16 protein-coding genes and 2 pseudogenes are annotated in these 17,185 nt (G+C 70.2%); 11 read left to right on the top strand and 7 right to left on the bottom strand.

Annotated elements, in window-relative coordinates; translation table 11 throughout:
- Positions 1 to 13 precede the first annotated feature (13 nt).
- From F1D61_RS27330 to F1D61_RS27320, 3 genes are all read right to left on the bottom strand, one after another.
- Positions 14 to 1,057 carry a cytochrome-c peroxidase gene (locus F1D61_RS27330; RefSeq protein ID WP_246775566.1) on the bottom strand — a complete coding sequence of 348 codons (1,044 nt, stop codon included), beginning with the start codon at positions 1,055 to 1,057 and terminating at the stop codon, positions 14 to 16.
- A gap of 2 nt (positions 1,058 to 1,059) precedes the next feature.
- Positions 1,060 to 1,845: a response regulator gene (locus F1D61_RS27325; RefSeq protein WP_203159310.1), complete on the bottom strand. Its 786-nt coding sequence runs from the start codon at positions 1,843 to 1,845 to the stop codon at positions 1,060 to 1,062.
- A gap of 799 nt (positions 1,846 to 2,644) precedes the next feature.
- On the bottom strand, positions 2,645 to 2,875 hold the full coding sequence (locus F1D61_RS27320; RefSeq protein WP_203155225.1) for a hypothetical protein: 231 nt from the start codon (positions 2,873 to 2,875) through the stop codon (positions 2,645 to 2,647).
- Between the two features lie 271 nt (positions 2,876 to 3,146).
- Here F1D61_RS27320 and F1D61_RS27315 point away from each other — a divergent pair, with 271 nt between their 5' ends.
- The 7 genes from F1D61_RS27315 to F1D61_RS27285 all read left to right on the top strand — a co-directional run bounded on the left by F1D61_RS27315 (position 3,147) and on the right by F1D61_RS27285 (position 10,528).
- The gene (locus F1D61_RS27315; RefSeq protein WP_203155224.1) at positions 3,147 to 4,385 is read left to right on the top strand and encodes a cytochrome P450; all 1,239 of its coding nucleotides are present in this window, start codon (positions 3,147 to 3,149) and stop codon (positions 4,383 to 4,385) included.
- A 142-nt stretch (positions 4,386 to 4,527) separates the two neighbouring features.
- Positions 4,528 to 5,844: a glycosyltransferase gene (locus F1D61_RS27310; protein WP_203155223.1), complete on the top strand. Its 1,317-nt coding sequence runs from the start codon at positions 4,528 to 4,530 to the stop codon at positions 5,842 to 5,844.
- Positions 5,845 to 6,532: 688 nt separating this feature from the next.
- Positions 6,533 to 7,342, top strand: coding sequence for an adenylate/guanylate cyclase domain-containing protein (locus F1D61_RS27305; protein WP_246775565.1), 810 nt, complete (start codon positions 6,533 to 6,535; stop codon positions 7,340 to 7,342).
- A 196-nt stretch (positions 7,343 to 7,538) separates the two neighbouring features.
- Positions 7,539 to 8,075, top strand: a complete 537-nt coding sequence (locus F1D61_RS27300; protein WP_203155221.1) for a sigma-70 family RNA polymerase sigma factor — start codon at positions 7,539 to 7,541, stop codon at positions 8,073 to 8,075.
- The gene (locus tag F1D61_RS27295; RefSeq protein ID WP_203155220.1) at positions 8,072 to 8,845 is read left to right on the top strand and encodes an anti-sigma factor family protein; all 774 of its coding nucleotides are present in this window, start codon (positions 8,072 to 8,074) and stop codon (positions 8,843 to 8,845) included. The genes F1D61_RS27300 and F1D61_RS27295 overlap by 4 nt, the downstream gene beginning before the upstream one ends.
- Positions 8,846 to 8,852: 7 nt before the next feature.
- Complete coding sequence (locus F1D61_RS27290; RefSeq protein WP_203155219.1) at positions 8,853 to 9,965, top strand: catalase family peroxidase; 1,113 nt, start codon at positions 8,853 to 8,855, stop codon at positions 9,963 to 9,965.
- On the top strand, positions 9,962 to 10,528 hold the full coding sequence (locus tag F1D61_RS27285) for a cytochrome b (protein WP_203155218.1): 567 nt from the start codon (positions 9,962 to 9,964) through the stop codon (positions 10,526 to 10,528). The genes F1D61_RS27290 and F1D61_RS27285 overlap by 4 nt, the downstream gene beginning before the upstream one ends.
- 432 nt (positions 10,529 to 10,960) lie before the next feature.
- Here the strand turns inward: F1D61_RS27285 and F1D61_RS27280 are convergent, their stop codons facing one another.
- Positions 10,961 to 11,893, bottom strand: coding sequence for a LysR family transcriptional regulator (locus tag F1D61_RS27280; protein WP_203155217.1), 933 nt, complete (start codon positions 11,891 to 11,893; stop codon positions 10,961 to 10,963).
- 134 nt (positions 11,894 to 12,027) lie between these two features.
- On the opposite strand from F1D61_RS27280, the gene F1D61_RS27275 reads away from it, so the two are divergent.
- Genes F1D61_RS27275 through F1D61_RS27265 form a run of 3 tightly spaced genes read left to right on the top strand, consistent with a single transcriptional unit; the run spans position 12,028 to position 14,351 of the window.
- Positions 12,028 to 12,915, top strand: a complete 888-nt coding sequence (locus F1D61_RS27275) for an NAD-dependent epimerase/dehydratase family protein (RefSeq protein ID WP_203155216.1) — start codon at positions 12,028 to 12,030, stop codon at positions 12,913 to 12,915.
- Between the two features lie 4 nt (positions 12,916 to 12,919).
- Positions 12,920 to 13,645: a haloacid dehalogenase type II gene (locus F1D61_RS27270; RefSeq protein WP_203155215.1), complete on the top strand. Its 726-nt coding sequence runs from the start codon at positions 12,920 to 12,922 to the stop codon at positions 13,643 to 13,645.
- A gap of 16 nt (positions 13,646 to 13,661) precedes the next feature.
- A complete protein-coding gene (locus F1D61_RS27265; protein WP_203155214.1) occupies positions 13,662 to 14,351 on the top strand; it encodes an SDR family NAD(P)-dependent oxidoreductase in 690 nt (229 codons plus the stop codon).
- Here the strand turns inward: F1D61_RS27265 and F1D61_RS27260 are convergent.
- The 3 genes and pseudogenes from F1D61_RS27260 to F1D61_RS35135 all read right to left on the bottom strand — a co-directional run.
- Positions 14,341 to 14,904 (bottom strand): annotated as a pseudogene (locus tag F1D61_RS27260) (ATP-binding protein); the annotation flags it as partial. The gene F1D61_RS27265 and the pseudogene F1D61_RS27260 overlap by 11 nt on opposite strands.
- 5 nt (positions 14,905 to 14,909) lie before the next feature.
- Positions 14,910 to 16,403: pseudogene (gene istA, locus F1D61_RS27255) on the bottom strand (IS21 family transposase); the annotation flags it as partial.
- 106 nt (positions 16,404 to 16,509) lie between these two features.
- Positions 16,510 to 16,653, bottom strand: a complete 144-nt coding sequence (locus tag F1D61_RS35135) for a hypothetical protein (RefSeq protein WP_348649395.1) — start codon at positions 16,651 to 16,653, stop codon at positions 16,510 to 16,512.
- Positions 16,654 to 16,663: 10 nt separating this feature from the next.
- Here F1D61_RS35135 and F1D61_RS27250 point away from each other — a divergent pair, with 10 nt between their 5' ends.
- Positions 16,664 to 16,930, top strand: coding sequence for a hypothetical protein (locus F1D61_RS27250; protein WP_203159389.1), 267 nt, complete (start codon positions 16,664 to 16,666; stop codon positions 16,928 to 16,930).
- Positions 16,931 to 17,185 lie beyond the last annotated feature (255 nt).

The following is a 17,185-nucleotide window of genomic DNA, read 5'->3' as shown; positions in this document are numbered from 1 at the left end:
CGCCTCATGGAAGTCAGCCTCTCGGCTGCGGCGGCGGCACTCCGAGGCCGGGTGCCCGCGGCGCCGTCAGGGGGCGTCCCTCGTAGGAGCCGGTCAGGGTGCCGAGGAACGCCACGATCGCGTCGGCCTGCGCGGCGGTCAGCTCCCGGCCGAGCTGGACTCGGGCCATCAGCCTGACCGCCTCGGCGAGCGTGGCGACGCTGCCGTCGTCGAAGTAGGGCGCCGTGACCGCGACGTTGCGCAGGCTCGGCACCCGCAGCACCTCGGCGGCCTTGTCGGGGATTGTGACGAAGATCCCGACCTTCTCGAACAGGTTGGCGCCGACATTGACGCCCTGGTGGCAGGCCGCGCAGCCGATGCCCCGGAACAGGGCGTAGCCCGCCCGCTCCGCCTCAGTAACGGCGCCGGTCTCGCCGCGCATCCATCGGTCGAAGCGGCTGTCCGGGGTGAGCAGGCTGCGCTCGAAGCTGACGACCGCATCGATCACCGCCGCCCGGTCGGCGTCCCGACCGAAGGCCGACCGGAACCGGCCGGCGAGCACCGGATCGGCGCGGATCACCGCCAGGATGGCGGGCCAGGACCCGCCCAGGAATTCCGGGCGCGTCAGATCAGCCTCGGCCTGATCCTGCAAAGTCGGGATCTCGCCGGCCCATCCTAAGCGGAAGCTCAAGGCTGCGTTGAAGACCGACGGCGTATTGCGCGCGAGGGGCCTGCGGTCGGCCGTCAGGTCCCGCGCCACCGCGCTCGCGCCGTTGGTGCGGATGTCGTGACAGGTGATGCAGGCCCGGTCGCCCCCGCGGGACAGCCGCGCGTCGGAGAACAAGGTCCGGCCGAGGGCTGCTCTCGCAGGATCCGCCCCGAGGCTGCCGGGAACCGGGGTGATGACGGCGAGCGCCTCCACGGCCTCCGCGGGCAGTGGATCCGTCGCCGGCCCCTTTGCCGCCGGACCCTCGGCCGGCCGCTCCCGGGCGACGGGAGCCAGGACGGCGACCGCGCTCCCGGCGAGGACAGCCGCGAGGGCGACCGCGAGAATCCGGGCGGGGCGGAGCGCGGCCACGGCTAGAGCTTCTCGACGGTGGTGGCGAAAAGGTAGCCGACGCCGCGCTCGGTGACGATCAGGCGCGGCGCGCTTGGATCGACCTCCAGTTTCCGGCGCAGCCGCAGGATCTGGACGTCGATGCTGCGGTCGAACACGTCTTCGTGGACGCGCGTGGCCTGCAGGAGATGCTCGCGGCTCAAGGGGCGCTGGGGAGCATCGAGAAAGGCCACCAGCAGCGCGTACTCGCCCTTGCTGAGGGCGACGTCCGCCCCGGTGGGGTTGGTGAGGCGCCGGCGGCGCCGATCGAGCACCCAGCCGTCGAAGCGGCTACGGTGCGAGCCCTGAGGGGCATCCTTGCCGGATTCCTGCCCCCGCGCCGCGGCGGGCGCGACCTCGGCCCGCCGCAGGACGACCCGCACCCGCGCGAGCAGCTCGCGCAGGCCGTACGGCTTGACGAGGTAATCGTCCGCGCCGAGCTCGAGGCCGATCACCCGGTCGATCTCGTCGCGGCGGTGGCCGGTGGTGATGATCACCGGCAGGTCGCTCCTGGCGCGCAGGTCACGCAGCAGGTCGAGCCCGTTCTCTGAGCCGAGACGCAGGTCGAGCACCACGAGGTCGAAGCCGCCTTCCGAAAGCCGCCTCTCCGCCTCCGCCCGGTTGGCCGCCGGGGTGACGTCGACGTCGTGGTCGGCGAAGTGCTCCGAGACGATGCGCCGCATCCCCGCATCGTCCTCGACGAGGAGGATCCGCGTCGGGCCCGGTCGCGCGCTCCGACCCTGGCCCCGGTCCAGACTGGGTTCGATCATGGCGAACTCCGCTTCGCGACGGGACGCCGCGACGGCACGATCCCGACGCGCCGGCTCGATGACCGGGACGGCCGGCCGGACGATCGCCGACAGACGGTCGGGCCGTTCCGGTGTCTCGTCCTGGAACTGACGGACGTCGGGTCTTACACGGCTGGGTTGATACCACGCCGTTTGCAACGATGGGCCCTTCATCATGTGCGCGACAGCACAAGGCGAGCATGCGCGCCGGACATGGTCCTGTCTGCCAGTAAAAGCCGTCGTCGTTACCGTTGTAACGGAGCCCGGCGCGGCCCGAAACCGCTCCGTAATTCGTCGCGAACCACGATCGACCGCCCGCATCACGGAGGCGATGATGATCGATACCGGGAGAGACGGTTCTCATTCCCGACGCCGCCGACATCCCCGTGAGACCGGGCCCGAGTGCCGGGGGATCGCCGGCGTCGCGGAGCCCGCCCGAGGCCCGGGGCATGGCGGCTTCAAGCGATGGCTGCTCGACGCGCTGGTGTTCGGCTTCGCCCATGGCGGCTGCATTCACCATACGCATCCGAGCTACCTCGACTGTCTGCGCGATCTGAGCCGGGCGAGGCGGCGTGAGAGCATTGTCCAACGAAGGCGATACCGGTTCGTCGCAGAAAATCCGGCAAAACCAGAGCTCTAGAGCACTTCACGCTTGCAGCGCGTTCGTGACGTGCTCTCCTCGAACCGGAGGGCCCTTACGGGCGGTCCGATTTCTGTTCGCGCACGGGTTTCCGATCGACGGACGACGTTCCGCGATCTCCGCCCCCGTAGCGATCCTTCGTCACGGCTCGCCCCCGCCCCCCGCTTCGTCGCCGAGAAGACGGCGCGCCGAGGCGATGACCTGGCGCGTCTGGGAACTCAGCCGTGGCTGCTGCTCGTAGTGCCTCAGGCGCGCGACGAGATCACGATCGTCCGACGTTCCGTGAGGCATGCCGCCGAGCACGGATGTCGTGATCGCCTGCCTCAGCTGCGTCTCGAAGGCGTCGTCGGTCTGTCCACGTCCTGCAACCATGAGGTCATCTCCTTCCACCAGGCGGACGATGTCTCGATGAGCCGGGTTACCGTATGATGTCGGATGATATGACGCATGAAATGCCCTGCACGGGACGTGTTTCGGCGCACAGTTCAGGGCTGATAGAAGCTTCTGAGCGACCCTTCCTCGCTGTCGAGCTGTCCGGTGCGCCGATTGTTGCAGCCGTCATCATCGATCGGGCATCCGACATCATCCGGTAGCTTGGGATTACGAAACATTCTCGCGCCAGTCAGGCAGCGAGGACCGACCGATGGATGGACCCGAAGACCCGATTCTGCACCCCGGCCCGATCCGGCCTGCGGAGGACATTCCGACGCTGACGGTGGCGGAGCTGGAGGCCGATCCGCACGGGGTGTTCCGTGCCTGGCGGCCCCGGCTGCCCTTCGTCGGCCACGAGATCGCGGGCGCCCTCGTCCTGCGCGCCGCCGATGTCGACCGGCTGATGCGCGACCCCCGCCTCCAGGCGACGGAGACGCTGTACCCGGAAACGCGCGGGATCCGCGAGGGCGCGCTGTTCGATCTATTCGCGCACGGCATGCTCACCGCCAACGGGCCGGCCCATCGCCGGCGCCGCTCGCCCTTCACCCGCACCTTCGCGGCGCGGATGATCGAGGGCGTGAGGCCGCGGATCCGCGCCGCGGCGGAGACCCTCGTCCGGGAGTGGATGCCGGAGGGCGAGATCGACCTCGTCGCGCGCTACACCGCCCTGATCCCGGCCCGAACCATCGCCGACATCCTCGGCCTGCCGCGCGAGGATATCCCGCGCTTCACGCAGCTCGCCTACGAGGTCTCCCGGGTGCTGAGCTTCACCTTCGGGCCGGAGGACATCCCGGATCTCGAGGCGGCGGCGGTCGCGCTCCAGGACTACGTGGACGCGCTCCTCGAGGCGCGGCGTTCCGCGCCGCGGGACGACCTCTTGTCGCGCTTCCTCGCGGAGGCCGAGGCGGCGGGCGAGCTCACGCCGCAGGAGGTGGTCGTCCAGATCGTGCAGATGATCGTCGGCGGCACCGACACGACCCGGGTCGCCGGGGCGATGCAGGTGGCCTTGCTGCTGCGCCACCCGGAGCAATGGGCGGCGGTCGCCCGCGACCCCGATCTGATTCCGGCCGCAGTGGCGGAATCCCTGCGCTACGAGCCGAGCGTCGGTTCCGCCGCGCGGGCCGCCCGGGACGACATCCCTCTCGAGGGGCACGTCGTGCCGGCGGGAAGCCTGGTTCTGCTCTCGACGATGTCGGCCTCCCGCGACGAGGCGGTCTACGCCCGGCCCGACACGTTCGACATCCGGCGCACCGACCTGCCACGCCTGCATCCGGTTTTCGGCGGCGGCGCGCACCGGTGCATCGGCGAGGCCCTGGCGCGGGTCGAGCTGGAGGAGGCCTTAGGCGCCCTGATGCGCCTCGCTCCGGGCTTACGCTTGGCAGGCGCGATGCCGGTGCTCCGGGGCCATAGCGGCATCCGCCGCATCGATGCGCTGCGGGTCGCCGCCTAGCGCCGCCTCCCGCCCGTTGCGGCCGTCACCGTTTCGGCCGCGATCCGCAGCCGCGCCGTAACAGGCCGCCCCCAGCCTGGCTCCCGGGCGCCGCGGCGGATCGTGCGGCCCCCACCATCCCCCCTGCCGACAAGGACGCGCGATGAAGGTCCTCCTCTGCTCGACGCCCGCCACGGGCCATCTCAACCCCCTGCTCGCCATCGCCCGCATGCTGGCCGAGGACGGCCACGAGGTCATGGTCCTGTCCGGCTCGGCCTTTCGCAACCGCATCGTGGCAGCGGGCGCCCGCTTCACGGCCCTGCCGGGCAGCGCGGATTTCGACGGCCGCGACCTCCGGGGCGTGGTGCCCGAGTTGGCCCGGATTCCGCCCGGCCCGGACTGGCTGCGCGTCGCCATCGAAAAGATCTTCATCGACCGGATCCCCGACCAGCACCGGGGTCTGCGGGAAAAGCTGCGGGCCTTTCCGGCATCCGTGGTGATCGCCGACGACATGTTCTTCGGTGTCCTGCCGTCCCTGCTCGGGCCGCGGGCGGAGCGGCCCGCCATCGTCCTGTGCGGCACCTCGATCCTCCACTGCACCCGCCCCGACGGGGCGCCGGCCTTCCTGGGCTTGCCGCCGGCGGCATCGTCGGAGCAGGAGGCGGTCTACGCGCGGATGGCCGAGGCCTACGACGCGGCGGTCGACCGGCCAGTCGGGCTGAGGCTCGCCGCCGTACTGGCCGAGTTCGGCTTCAGGTCCCCGCCCTGGCCGCCCTTCGACGCGGTGGTGCGGCTCGCCGACACCTACCTGCAGCTCACCGCCCCGGGCTTCGAGTACCCTTTCGCCTATCCCTCGACCGTCCGCTTCGTCGGGGCCCTGCCGATCGTCCCCGGACAGGCGCCGCTCCCGCCCTGGGCGGGCGACCTCGACGGCAGCCGGAAGGTCGTGCTCGTCACGCAGGGAACGGTCGCGAACCACGATTTCGGGCTGCTCGTCGGCCCGGCCCTCGCAGGCCTCGCCGGTGAGCCCGACATCCTGACCGTCGTGACCGGGGGAGGGCGGGGGCTCGACGCGATCCGCGACGCGGTTGCGGGTGCGGTCCCGGCCAATGCGCGGCTCGCGTCCTACCTGCCCTTCGAGTGGCTGCTGCCCCGGATCGACGCCATGGTGACTAATGGCGGCTACGGCAGCGTCAACCAGGCCCTGAGCGTCGGGATCCCGCTCGTCGGCGCCGGCCTCACCGAGGACAAGGCCGAAGTGAACGCCCGCATCGCGTGGTCGGGAGCAGGGATCGACCTCGCCACGAATACTCCGACCCCGGAGGCGATCCGGCGGGCGGTGCGGACCGTGCTCGACGAGCCCGGCCATCGCCGGAGGGCGCGGCGCCTCGCCGCCGAACTGGCGGGGTACGATGCGAAGGCCGAGATCCTGCAAGTTCTGACCCGGTACGGCGGCAGCCGCAGCCGCAGCGCCGCCTGACGGGCAGCGCTTCGGCGATGCCGGAGGCGGCCGTGGAGCGCCGCGCAGCCGACACCCGCCCCGTCCGCCAAGATGACGGCACCCGGTCTGCTGGACCGGGTGCCGTCGGCGTTCGTGTTCGGCTAAAAATTTTTTATTTTCGAGCGCTGAAATCAATCATATTTGTATTTCCGATGTAGTCGAGTTTCGGCGCTATGACATCTCGATGAAAGTTCGGACATCTAATTCTGGGGCTTCATCATCAGGAGCACCAGATCATGATCGCTTCCCGGACGAGACGTGCGGCTGTCGCCGCGACCGGAGCCCTTCTCCTGTGCCTGGCGGTGCCGACGACGGCGCGATCGCAGCCGGACCCGCGCGTGGCGCAGCCCGGGGGTGCGATCCCGCCCGCCCTGCCGTCCCCGGCGGGTCGGGAGTCCCGGCCTCCCGCCGTCGAGCGCGAGCACGTCAGGGCGCAGCGCATCATCGCCCGCGTCTGCACGGGCTGCTGATGTCGGCGGTGTCGCTTCCGGAGGCCTGCGCCGAGATGGCAGGCGCCCGTCCCGGGCTTCGGTGGGCGCGAGCGGCCCGGCCCGTCCGTCGCTCCCTGCGCCGTGCCCTTGCCGTTTCCCGCTTCCTCGCCCGTTCCCTTGCCCGATCCCTTGCCGCATCGGCAACGGGGCACGGCGCGCTTCTCGCGGCAGCGCCGATGCCGCTGCTCCTCGGCCTCGCGGCCGCGACCGCGCCTGAGCCCGTCACCCTCGGCCTCGCCGGGCTCGCCCTGGCCTGGCTCTCGCTGCGGGTCCGGCACCTGCACCGTGCCGGGGAGGAGGCGGCCCGCCAGCGCAGCAACCTCGCGCGCCTGACCGCACCGGAGATCGCCCGGCTGGTTGCCGACTCCGATCCCGCTGCCCCGCACACCGGGTGGGAGCAGGAGGCGACGGTGCTCTTCGCGGATATCCGCGGCTTCACCTGCCTCTGCGAGGGCCTGGCCCCCGCCGGCGTCGCCGCGTTCCTCGCCGAGTTCCGGGTCCGCGCCGCGCGGGCCGTCGAGGCGGCGGGCGGCTTCGTCGACAAGTTCGTCGGCGACGAGGTGATGGCGGTGTTCGGGGTGGCGGAGCCTGCATCCGGGGATGCCGACCGCGCCGTCGCGGCGGCGCATGCCCTCGCGGCGGCGATGCAGGACTGGAGCCGCGAGCGCGATCGGGCCGGCCTGCCGCCGGTCCGGATCGGGATCGGCCTGCACCGCGGCCCGGTCTTCGTCGGCGCCATCGGGGTGCGGCGCGTCGAGTTCACCGCGGTGGGCGACACCGTCAACGTGGCCCGCCGTATCGAGCAGATGACCCGCACGCTCGCCTGCGACTGCCTCGTGTCGGAGGCGGTGATGCGGGCCGCCGCGTGCGGGGAGGCGCGGGTCGCGGCGATTCAGCCGGTGCGGGGTGCCCGGACCGTCCGGCGCCTGTTTGCCCTCCGGCTGGAGCCCGGGCGGACAGAGGCGCTTCCGATCGAAGCGGAGTGACCGGCGCATGCGCTCGCTCACGCCTGCACGGGCCGCCGATCCGCTCCCGCCGATGCAGCCTCGGCGGCATCGCGAAAAAAATTCGCCGGCCGGCGGAATAACTCGGGCGAGGCGGCGTCCTTCTCAGGGTCGCCGCCTCGCCCTCGCGCAGGGCGCCCGTAACGACAGGAGATGCGCGCATGTCGGGAGGCTGGCCGTGAGCGACATGATGCGGCTCGTCGAGCCACTGATCCCTTCCCTACGCCGCTACGCCCGGGCGCTCCTGCGCGACCCCGTCGACGCGGACGACCTCGTCCAGGACTGCCTGGAGCGGGCGGTGAGCCGCTGGCACCAGCGTCGGTCCGACGGTGACGCCCGCACCTGGCTCTACGCGATCCTGCACAACCTTGCGGTCAGTCAGATGCGCCGGCGCGCCCAGCGCGGTGCGCATGTGACCGTCGAGGACGCGCCGGAGGCGAGCCTGTCGGTCACCCCGAGCCAGGACGAGGCCTTGCGCCACCGCGACCTGATGGCGGCGCTCGACGCCCTGCCCGAGGAGCAGCGCAGCGTGCTGCTGCTCGTCACCGTGGAGGGGCTGTCCTACGCCGAGGCCGCGCGGGTGCTCGTCATCCCGACCGGCACCGTGATGTCGCGCCTGTCGCGCGCCCGCGACCAGATGGTCCAGCTCATGGACGGCGCCGATGCCGTCGAACGTCCCCCGCTCAAGCGCCCGCTGCTCAGGAGGGTGAAGTGACCGCGCGCCCAATCAACGAGGACGATCTCCAGGGCCTCGTCGACGACCGGCTCGACCCCGCCCGCCGGGTCGAGGTCGAGGCCTATCTCGCCGGCAGCCCCGATGCGCGCGCGCGCGTCGAGCGCCTGCGGATCCTCGCCCGAGACCTGCGCGCCGCCTTCGCGCCCATACTGGGCGAGCCGGTCCCGGCCCGGCTCAACCTCGCGCACATCGCCGTGGCACGGCGGCGCCCGCGGCTTCCGATCCGGCAAGCCGCGGCCGCAGCGTTGTTCCTGACCCTCGGCGGTCTCGGCGGCTGGGCTCTGCACGGCGTGTTCGCGCCGGTCCCGGCCGGCGTCGATGCCCTGGCGCAGGAGGCGAGCGCCAGCTTCGCGGTCTACGCGCCGGACCGGACCAGGCCGGTCGAACTCGCGGCTGGCGACGGCGACGAGATCGCCCGCTGGTTCTCCGCCCGGCTCGCACGCCCGGTCAGCGTGCCGGATCTGAGCGCGGCCGGCTATCGCCTGATGGGTGGGCGCCTCGTCGCGACGCCCCACGGGCCTGCGGGCCTGCTGATGTACGACGATTCCCGTGGCACGCGCCTCGTCATGCTGATGCGCCCAATGGTCGAGCCGGGCGATGCGCCGATGCGCGAGCACCAATCCGGTTCGGCCACCGGCTACGCCTGGGCCAGGGACGGGCTCGGCTACAGCCTCGTGGGACCGGCCGACCTGGCCGGCCTGCATCCCCTCGCCAACGAGATCCGCCGCACGACCGCGACGAACAGCTGAGGCTGCCATGACCCTGTTGCACGACCTGATCGGAGCGCCTCCCGGATCGACCACGCGCTCCCTGCTGCTGCGGCTCTCCGCCATCGGGGCTGTGCTGGCGGCAAGTGCGGGCACCTTCGCCTATGCGGGCGGCTGGCTGTCCCCGGGCGCGCTGACGCCTGCCCGCATCGTCGACCGCTTCGAGCAGGTGAACGGTCCGCATCCCGGCTTCCGGCGCAACCACGCCAAGGGCCTGTGCGTGTCGGGCAGCTTTGCCGCCAACGGCACTGGCGCCAGGCTCTCGAAGGCGAGCCTGTTCGCGGCCGGGCGGGTGACGCCCGTCGAGGGACGGGTCGCGCTGGCGGGCGGGCAACCCTACGCGGCGGATGCCGAGGCCATTGTGCGCAGCCTCGCCCTGCGCTTCCGGCTGCCGGACGGCGAGGAGTGGCGCACCGGCATGAACAACATCCCCGTCTTTCCCGTGCGCACGCCCGAGGCGTTCTACGACCAGCTGCTCGCCGCCAAGCCCGATCCGGCGACCGGCAAGCCCGACCCGGAGCGCCTGAAAGCCTTTTTCGCCGCGCATCCGGAAAGCGCGAAGGCCGCCGCCCTGATCAAGGCGCGCACGATCACCTCGGGCTTTGCCGACAGCACCTACTGGGGCCTGAACGCCTTCCGGTTCGTGGCTGCCGACGGTCGTGCGACGCCGGTGCGCTGGGCCGTCGTGCCGGAGCGAGCGTCTGCGCCGGAGACCGCCGCGCAGGCCGCGCGGACCGACAGGAACTTCCTGTTCGACGACGTCGCCGCGCAACTCCGCCAGGGGCCGCTGCGCTGGCACCTCGTCGCGACGCTCGGCCGGCCGGACGATCCGGTCGCGGACGCGACCCTTCCCTGGCCCTCGAATCGCGAGAGCGTTGATCTCGGCACCCTCACGCTCACGGGCGCCGCGCCCGAAGCAGAGGGCAATTGCCGGGACGTCAACTTCGACCCGCTCGTCTTGCCGGACGGCATCGCGCCCTCCGACGACCCGCTACTGAGCGCCCGCTCGGCCGCCTATGCCCGCTCCTTCACCCGCCGGGCCGGCGAGGAGAAAAGCCCGAGCGCCGTTGCGGCGACACCCGCCCGAGGAGCCGACCTGTGAGCGACCTGCCGCGCTTCAACCTCCTCGCACGCCTGCTCCATTGGAGCATGGCGGCGATGATCCTGGCCATGCTGCTGATCGGCGTGGCGATGGTGGCTTCGCTGGCCGACTACCACGTGCTGGTCGCGGTGCATCGTCCGCTCGGCCTCCTGATCCTGCTCCTCCTGTTCGTGCGGATCGCGAACCGCTGGCGCCATCCGCCGCCGCCCCTTCCGGCGGACCTGCCCGCTTGGCAGCGGCGGGCCGCGCATGCCTCGCACGTCGCCCTCTACGGGCTCATGCTGGCCATGCCGCTCGTCGGCTGGGCGATGCTGTCGGCAGCATGCTATCCGGTGACCCTCGTCGGGCCGTTCGTGCTGCCGCCGATCATGCCCCACAGCCCGCGCGCCTACGCCGTGTTGCGCGAACTTCACGGCGTCCTGGCCTACGTGCTGTTCGGCCTCGTCCTGGCTCATCTCGGAGCGGCGCTGCTCCACGCCCTGATCCGCCGGGACGGTGTGTTCGCCAGCATGGCCCCCTGGCACCGCCGCCGCTCGGCGGCGGGGCTGCAGGCGGACCTGTGACGGGAGGCTCAACCGTTACCCTGGCTCTCCGCCGAGCGCGGCCGTGCTTGCGAGCGGTCGTGCCTCCGCCAGATCATTGTGGGAGTCAGGACGTCGATCGCTCCGTTCAGGACTCCGGGGCCGCCGGATTGGACTTCCCCTTGCAAAGGCTGCTCCTTGGGCACGAGCAGTCATTCACGCAGCTCGCGCCGAAAGTCCGGTAGTGGCGCGAAGCCGAACAAGCTGGTGGCGAACTCGTGACCCCTTGCGGACCTTGGACATCGTGCCATCGAAGATCTGCATCAAGTTGAGAAGCGGACATGATGCCGATGTTGGCGCAATCGGGAGCTACAGGATGTGTTCGCGTGCTCAAAGTTCCGCTTTGAGCACCAAAGTTCCGCTAAATTAAACTTCAAGTAAGTTGAGGCCGTCATCGCAAGGCGGCGGCCTCATTCAAGTTGCAGTGCTTGTTTTGGTCGCCTGCGATGTCGAGCGGTCGCGCAGGAACGCGATCAGCGCCCTGAGGGCTTCAGGGACCTGCCTGCGGCTTGAGTAATAGACGTGGAAGCCTGGGCCGGGCGAACTCCATTCGGGCAGGATTTCCACCAGGGTCCCGGCCGCCAGTTGCCGCGCGACCAAGCCCTCCTGGCAGTAGGCGATCCCGCCGTCCGTCTCGGCCATCGCCAGCGCGAGCGCCGTCTCGCTCAGCACGACGGACCAGGCTACGTCGACGACTTGATGCTCCGGGCCCCGCTCCACCTCCCAGTGGTAGATCGCGCCCGTGCCCATCCTGAGGCCGATGCAGTGGTGGGCGGCGAGGTCGGAGGGGTGTTCGAGGGGTGGGGCACCTTCGAGGTAGCCCGGCGAGGCCACCATGACCCACCGGATGTCGCCTCCGATGGGCACCGCGATCATCTCCTCAGGGACGCGCCCCCCGAAGCGGATGCCCGCGTCGAACCCCTCCCCGACGATGTCGACGAAGTCGTCCTGGACCACGACCTCCAGCTTCACCTCGGGGTACTCGGCCAGGAAGCCCGACAGGGCCGGGCCCAGCACCAGTCGGGCCGCATCGGTCAGCACGTTGAGCCGGAGCCGGCCGGCCGGCTTTCCCCGGTAGCGGTTCAAGGCCTCCAGGCCTTCCTCGATGGCGCCGAACCCGGCCTCCAGGCGCGCCAGCAGATCGGCGCCAGCCTCGGTCAGGGTGACGGCGCGGTTGGTCCGGTTGAACAGCCGCACGCCGAGCCTGGTCTCCAACCCGCGCAGGGCGTGGCTCAGCGCCGACGGCGAGACGTCGAGTTCGAGGGCGGCGCGCCGAAAGCCGCCGACCCGGGCGATCACGCGGAACAGGTTGAGGTCACCCAGATCGCCCCGGGTCAGTCCCGCCACGATTGCCGCCCCCTATCCAGTGTTGAGCTCAACTGAACGCTACGATGAGTTCCATCGCGGCACAAGCGAGCCGCCGCGTGGTTAGATGTCAGCAAGGCCGGACGCCGGCACCCACCGACAATCGAGGACGAGACATGGCTGAAAACAGCAAGCGCATCGCCGTGACCGGAGGCCATGGCAAGGTCGGCACGACCCTCGTGCCGTACCTCAAGGACAAGGGCTACGAGGTCTTCATTATCGACCGCGACGCGCCCACCGATCCGAACGAGTTGGCGATGGTCGCCGACCTGACCGACTTCGGCCAGGCACTCGACGCCCTGTCGTCCGCCGGCGAGGACACCTACGCCCACGCCGAACCCAAGGCGTTCGACGTCGTCGTTCACCTCGCCAGCATCCCGCACCCGCGCATGCTGCCGGACAGCGACGAATTCCGGCTCAACATGATGGCGACCTACAACGTCTTCGAGGCGGCCCGCCGGCTCGCCATCAAGGACATCGTCTGGGCGGCCTCCGAGGTCGGCATCGGCGTGCCGTTCGACAAGACCGACGCTCCCTACGTCCCGGTGGACGAGGACTACCCAATGCGCGGCTACAACGTCTACGCGCTGACCAAGGTGCTGGGCGAGGAGATGGCGCGCCAGTTCTGCCTCAACGACCCGGAGATGCGCATCACCTGCCTGCGGCTGTCTAACGTCATGGATCCGCAGGAATACGCCAAGTTCGAGGGTTGGCAGGACGACCCGACCCGGCGCCTCTGGAACATGTGGACCTACATCGACAACCGCGACGCCGCCCAGGCCATCGAGTGCGCGATCCGGTACGAGGCCCGCGGCAAGGACGCGTTCCTGATCACCAACGACGAAACGGTGATGCGCACGCCGACGGCGGAGCTTCTCGACCGCCACTTCCCGAAGGCGGAGCGGCGCAAGGCGTTCACCGGCAACGAGGTCATCCTCTCGAACGAGAAGGCCAAGCGCGTCCTTGGCTTCAGGCCCGTCCACCATTGGACCGACGAGGTCTGAGGTCATGACCGGTTTCGATCACCTGGGATTCCTCGGCTTCGACACCTTCGGAACGGTGGTCGATTGGCGCTCGGGCGTCGCCCGTTCGGCCGCGCCCTTCCTCGACCGCCATGGCATCGGCGTCGATCCGTTCGCCTTCGCCGACGAGTGGCGCGCCCTCTATCAGCCGGCGATGGAGGAGGTGCGCTCGGGCCGTCGCCCCTGGGTCCGCCTCGACGTCCTCAACGGTGAGAACCTGAGGACCGTGCTGGCGCGGCACGGGGTAGCGGTCGACGAACTCCCGGACAGGGAACTCGCCGATCTCAACCAGGCCTGGGAACGGCTCGACCCCTGGCCCGACAGCGTCGAGGGACTGACCCGCCTCAAACGTCGGTTCGCCATCGGCCCGCTCTCCAACGGCCACCTCGCCGGCATGATGCGGCTCGCCCGGTTCGGCGGGCTGCCCTGGGACGTCATCGTCGGGGCCGAGATCGCCCGATCCTACAAGCCGACGCCCGAGACCTACCTGCGCTCGGCCGAGGCGGTCGGCCTGCCGCCGGAACGCGTCGGCATGGTCGCCGCCCACAACGACGACCTCAAGGCCGCCCGGGCCTGCGGCCTGCGCACCGTGTTCGTCCGCCGACCGCACGAGCACGGCCCGGCCCAAACCACCGACCTCGCCCCCGCCGAACGCTGGGACGTCGTCGTCGACAGCCTCACCGAGGCCGCCAACGCGCTCGGCTGCCCCTGAACCGGAGAACCAAGCCATGACCGACCCCCATCGCCCCCTGGCGCTCGTCACCGGCGCGTCCAGCGGCATCGGCTACGAGCTCGCCCGACTGTTCGCGGCCGACGGCCACGACGTCCTCATCACGGCGAGCGGGCAGAACGATGGTCTGGAGCGCACCGCCGATGCGGTCCGTGCGACCGGCGTCGAGGCCATCGTCGTGAAGGCCGACCTCACCGAGTACGACGGCGTCGAGGCCCTCGCCCAGGCCTTGGCCGGGACGGGTCGCCCCCTGGCGGCGGCGGCCCTGAACGCCGGCGTCGATGTCGGCGGCTACTTCGTCGGCGGAACCGACCTCGCGGCCGAGCTCAAGATGATCCAGCTCAACGTCGTCTCGCAGGTCCACCTGACCAAGCGGCTGCTGCCGGCGATGGTGGAGCGCGGCGCGGGCCGGCTGCTCTACACGGCCTCGATCTCCGGCACGATGCCGACCCCCTACGAGGCCGTCTACGGCGGCACGAAGGCCTTCCTGATCAGCTTCGTCGAGGCGGTGAAGGAGGAGGTGAAGGATAGTGGCGTCAGCTTCACGCTGCTGCTGCCGGGTGAGGTCGACACCCCGTTCTGGCACCGCGCCGGCATGGACACGACCAAGCTCGGCCTGGGCGAGAAGGCCGCCCCGACCAAGGTCGCCCAGGAGGGCTACGAGGCGATGAAGGCGGGAGCCGGCTGATCAGGTGGAACAGCAGCTGACCGCCCGACTGCGCGAACGGCAGGTAGCCGAGTTCGTCCAGCACCACCAGGTCGAGCCGGGCGAGGTGGTCGGCGATGCGGCCCTGCCGGCCGGCTCGCGCCTCGGCCTCGAGCCGGTTGACGAGGTCGACCACGTTGTAGAACCGGGCCCGCGCCCCGTCCCGGATGCACGACCGGGCGACCGCGATGGCCAGGTGCGTCTTGCCCGTGCCGGTGCCGCCCACCAGCACGACGTTGCGCTGGTGGGCCAGGAACTCGCCGCCGCAGAGGTCGCGCACCAGACCTTCGTTGATCGGCGTCCCGGCAAAGGCGAACTCGGCGAGGTCCTTGGCCAGGGGCAGCTTGGCAATCGTCATCTGGTAGCGGATCGAGCGCGCCTGCTTCTCGCTGATCTCGGCCTGCAACAGGTCGCCGACGATCTGCTGCGGTTCGTGGCTGCGCTTGAGGGCGACCTTGATGATCTCGTCGTAGGCCGCCTTCATCCCGAACAGCTTCAGCTCGCCCATGGTGGCGAGGATCTGCTGACGTTCCATCATGGGGCTCTCCTCAGGCTGTCGTAGCGGGCACAGTCGGCGACCGGCTCGTGGCGCAGCCGCAGGCTCTCGGGCGTCAGCAGCGAGACGGGCGCGGGCGGCTCCCGCTGGCGGGCCAGGATGTTGAGCACCACGTCGGCCGAGTGCACGCCCTCGCGCAGTGCCTCGGCGCTGGCCGCTTCGACCGCGGAGAGGCCGTCGCCGAGCACGGCGGTGAGGATCTCGACCATCTGGCGGTCGCCGTCGGCGCTGCCGGCGAGCTTGCGGCGGATCCGTTCGAGGGCGGCGGGCAGGACCCAGTCCTTGAACGGTGCGCCGTTGCGCAGCGCGCCGGGCTTGCGGGCGAGCACGGGGACGTAGTGCCAGGGGTCGAACACCGTCTGGCCGCGTCCGAAGGCCCGCGGGTGCTCGGCGACGACGCGTCCGTCCTGGCGGATCTCGATGCGCTCGGCATAGGCGCGCACCTCGACCGGGCGACCGATGGCCGAGGCCATGACCGAGTACTTGTTGTTGTCGAAGCGCACCAGGCAGGTCGAGGACACGGCCGCCGGGACGGCGTGGAAGCCGTCGAAGCGTCCGGCGTAGGGGACCAGGGCTCCCCGTTCGGCTTCGAAGGCCTGCCAGATCGTCAGTTCGCGCTGCTCGGGATGCGGGTGGGCCTTGGCGTAGGCGACGACCCCGTCGAGCAGCAGGGCGTTGAGCTCGTCGTAGCTTCTCACCCGGACGCGCGGGGTGAACAGGCGCTCGCGCACCAGCCCGACCTGGTTCTCGACCTGCCCCTTCTCCCAGCCTGACGCGGGCGTGCAGGCCACGGGCTCGACGAGGTAGTGCGAGCACATCTGCAGGAAGCGGCGGTTGTAGGCGCGCTCGCGCCCGACGAAGATCGTCTCGACCGCGGTCTTCATGTTGTCGTAGATGCCCCGCTGGCAGGTGCCGCGGAAGAAGGCGAACGCCCGGTCGTGGGCGTCGAAGACCATCTCCTGGCTCTCGCGCGGATAGGCCCGCACGAACAGCATGCGCGAGTGGCAGAGCCGGACGTGGGCGACCTTGACCGTCGTGGTGACGCCGGCGATCAGCACGATCTCGTGGCTCCAGTCGAACTGGTAGGCCTCACCCGGGGCGAAGGCGAGTGGCACGAAGGCGGGAGCCGTCACGCTGGCCTGCTGGCGCTTCCACGTCTTGGCGTAGCGGCGGACGGCATCATAGCCGCCCTCGTAGCCGAGCCCCCGCAGCGCCTCGAAGATACGGGTCAGCGTCAGCCGCTCCCGCGCCGGCTTCCCCGTATTGGCCGCCAGCATCCGGTCGAGCTCGTCGCGCCAGGGCCCGAGCTTGGGTGCAGGCTGGACGCTGCGGGTGTAGCGGAAGGCAGTTGCCTCCGAGCGGATCACCTTCCTGACGACCTTGCGGGAGAGCTTCAGCTCCCGGCAGATCTGCTTGATCGGCTTATGCTGCACGAAGTACGCGCGGCGGATCTTCGCGACCGTCTCCACGACCAACATCCTCCGCGAGCCTCCCGTTCCGAATGCGGGAGGCAGTCTGGATGAAGTATCCTGGGGGTCCCGTTTGGACGCCGATCACCCCGGAAACGGGGTCCTTATTCCACGCCTAATCACAGACCGAGCGCATGGGATCGCCGCGGTCGTGCTCGCTGGTGTGATAGAAGACCGTCACGGCCGAGACGGCGAGACCATCCCGCCGTAACTTCTCGCCGAGGCGCGTCGCGTGCGCTGCCACGGCCGGTTCGAGCACCGTCCGATCGGTGATCCTCGAGGAGAACGAGCTGGTGACGGCACAGCCTTTCCGCCGGGCCGGCACGATCTCGAGCGGCAGGCAGGCCCGGCCGCGCAGCTCGTGGATGATGTGCTCGCCCACCACCGTCAGAGATTGGCGCGCCGGCCGTATGCCGGGGACGGCGGCCCTGCGGATCGTCGCGGATGACGAAACGGGCGAGCTCGAGAGCGCGACGATCCTCGAGCAGTTCGGTGAGGTGCCGGAGGACTTCGCTGAGCAGGTCAGCGGTGGGTGAGGATCGTCGTCGAGCGGGATGTGCCGTAGCCGGCCGGGACAAAAGCTGAAGTCTCGTTCCGGATCTGATTTTCGTTGTTTGTTCGCAACTCTGACATGAAAAAACTCAGATCAGATTGCAAACTCTAAGTATATCCTATTAGATCTCGCTTTAATAAGGAGACGTCAATGGCTTACGTGAATTTTCAAAACTATATAGCGAAACTTACTCAGATTGGGTCCGCAACTTTCAGATTCAACTCAGTAGACGGAAGAC

It is taken from the genome of Methylobacterium aquaticum (assembly GCF_016804325.1).
GTDB lineage: Bacteria > Pseudomonadota > Alphaproteobacteria > Rhizobiales > Beijerinckiaceae > Methylobacterium > Methylobacterium aquaticum_C.
This window is presented reverse-complemented; position numbering and strand designations above follow the sequence as displayed.

Excerpts from the sequence above, each read along its gene's own strand:
- F1D61_RS27325 (WP_203159310.1), bottom strand. The coding sequence starts at position 1,845 with ATGATCGAACCCAGTCTGGACCGGGGCCAGGGTCGGAGCGCGCGACCG.
- F1D61_RS27320 (WP_203155225.1), bottom strand. The coding sequence starts at position 2,875 with ATGGTTGCAGGACGTGGACAGACCGACGACGCCTTCGAGACGCAGCTG.
- F1D61_RS27315 (WP_203155224.1), top strand. The coding sequence starts at position 3,147 with ATGGATGGACCCGAAGACCCGATTCTGCACCCCGGCCCGATCCGGCCT.
- F1D61_RS27310 (WP_203155223.1), top strand. The coding sequence starts at position 4,528 with ATGAAGGTCCTCCTCTGCTCGACGCCCGCCACGGGCCATCTCAACCCC.
- F1D61_RS27305 (WP_246775565.1), top strand. The coding sequence starts at position 6,533 with ATGCCGCTGCTCCTCGGCCTCGCGGCCGCGACCGCGCCTGAGCCCGTC.
- F1D61_RS27290 (WP_203155219.1), top strand. The coding sequence starts at position 8,853 with ATGACCCTGTTGCACGACCTGATCGGAGCGCCTCCCGGATCGACCACG.
- F1D61_RS27275 (WP_203155216.1), top strand. The coding sequence starts at position 12,028 with ATGGCTGAAAACAGCAAGCGCATCGCCGTGACCGGAGGCCATGGCAAG.
- F1D61_RS27270 (WP_203155215.1), top strand. The coding sequence starts at position 12,920 with ATGACCGGTTTCGATCACCTGGGATTCCTCGGCTTCGACACCTTCGGA.
- F1D61_RS27265 (WP_203155214.1), top strand. The coding sequence starts at position 13,662 with ATGACCGACCCCCATCGCCCCCTGGCGCTCGTCACCGGCGCGTCCAGC.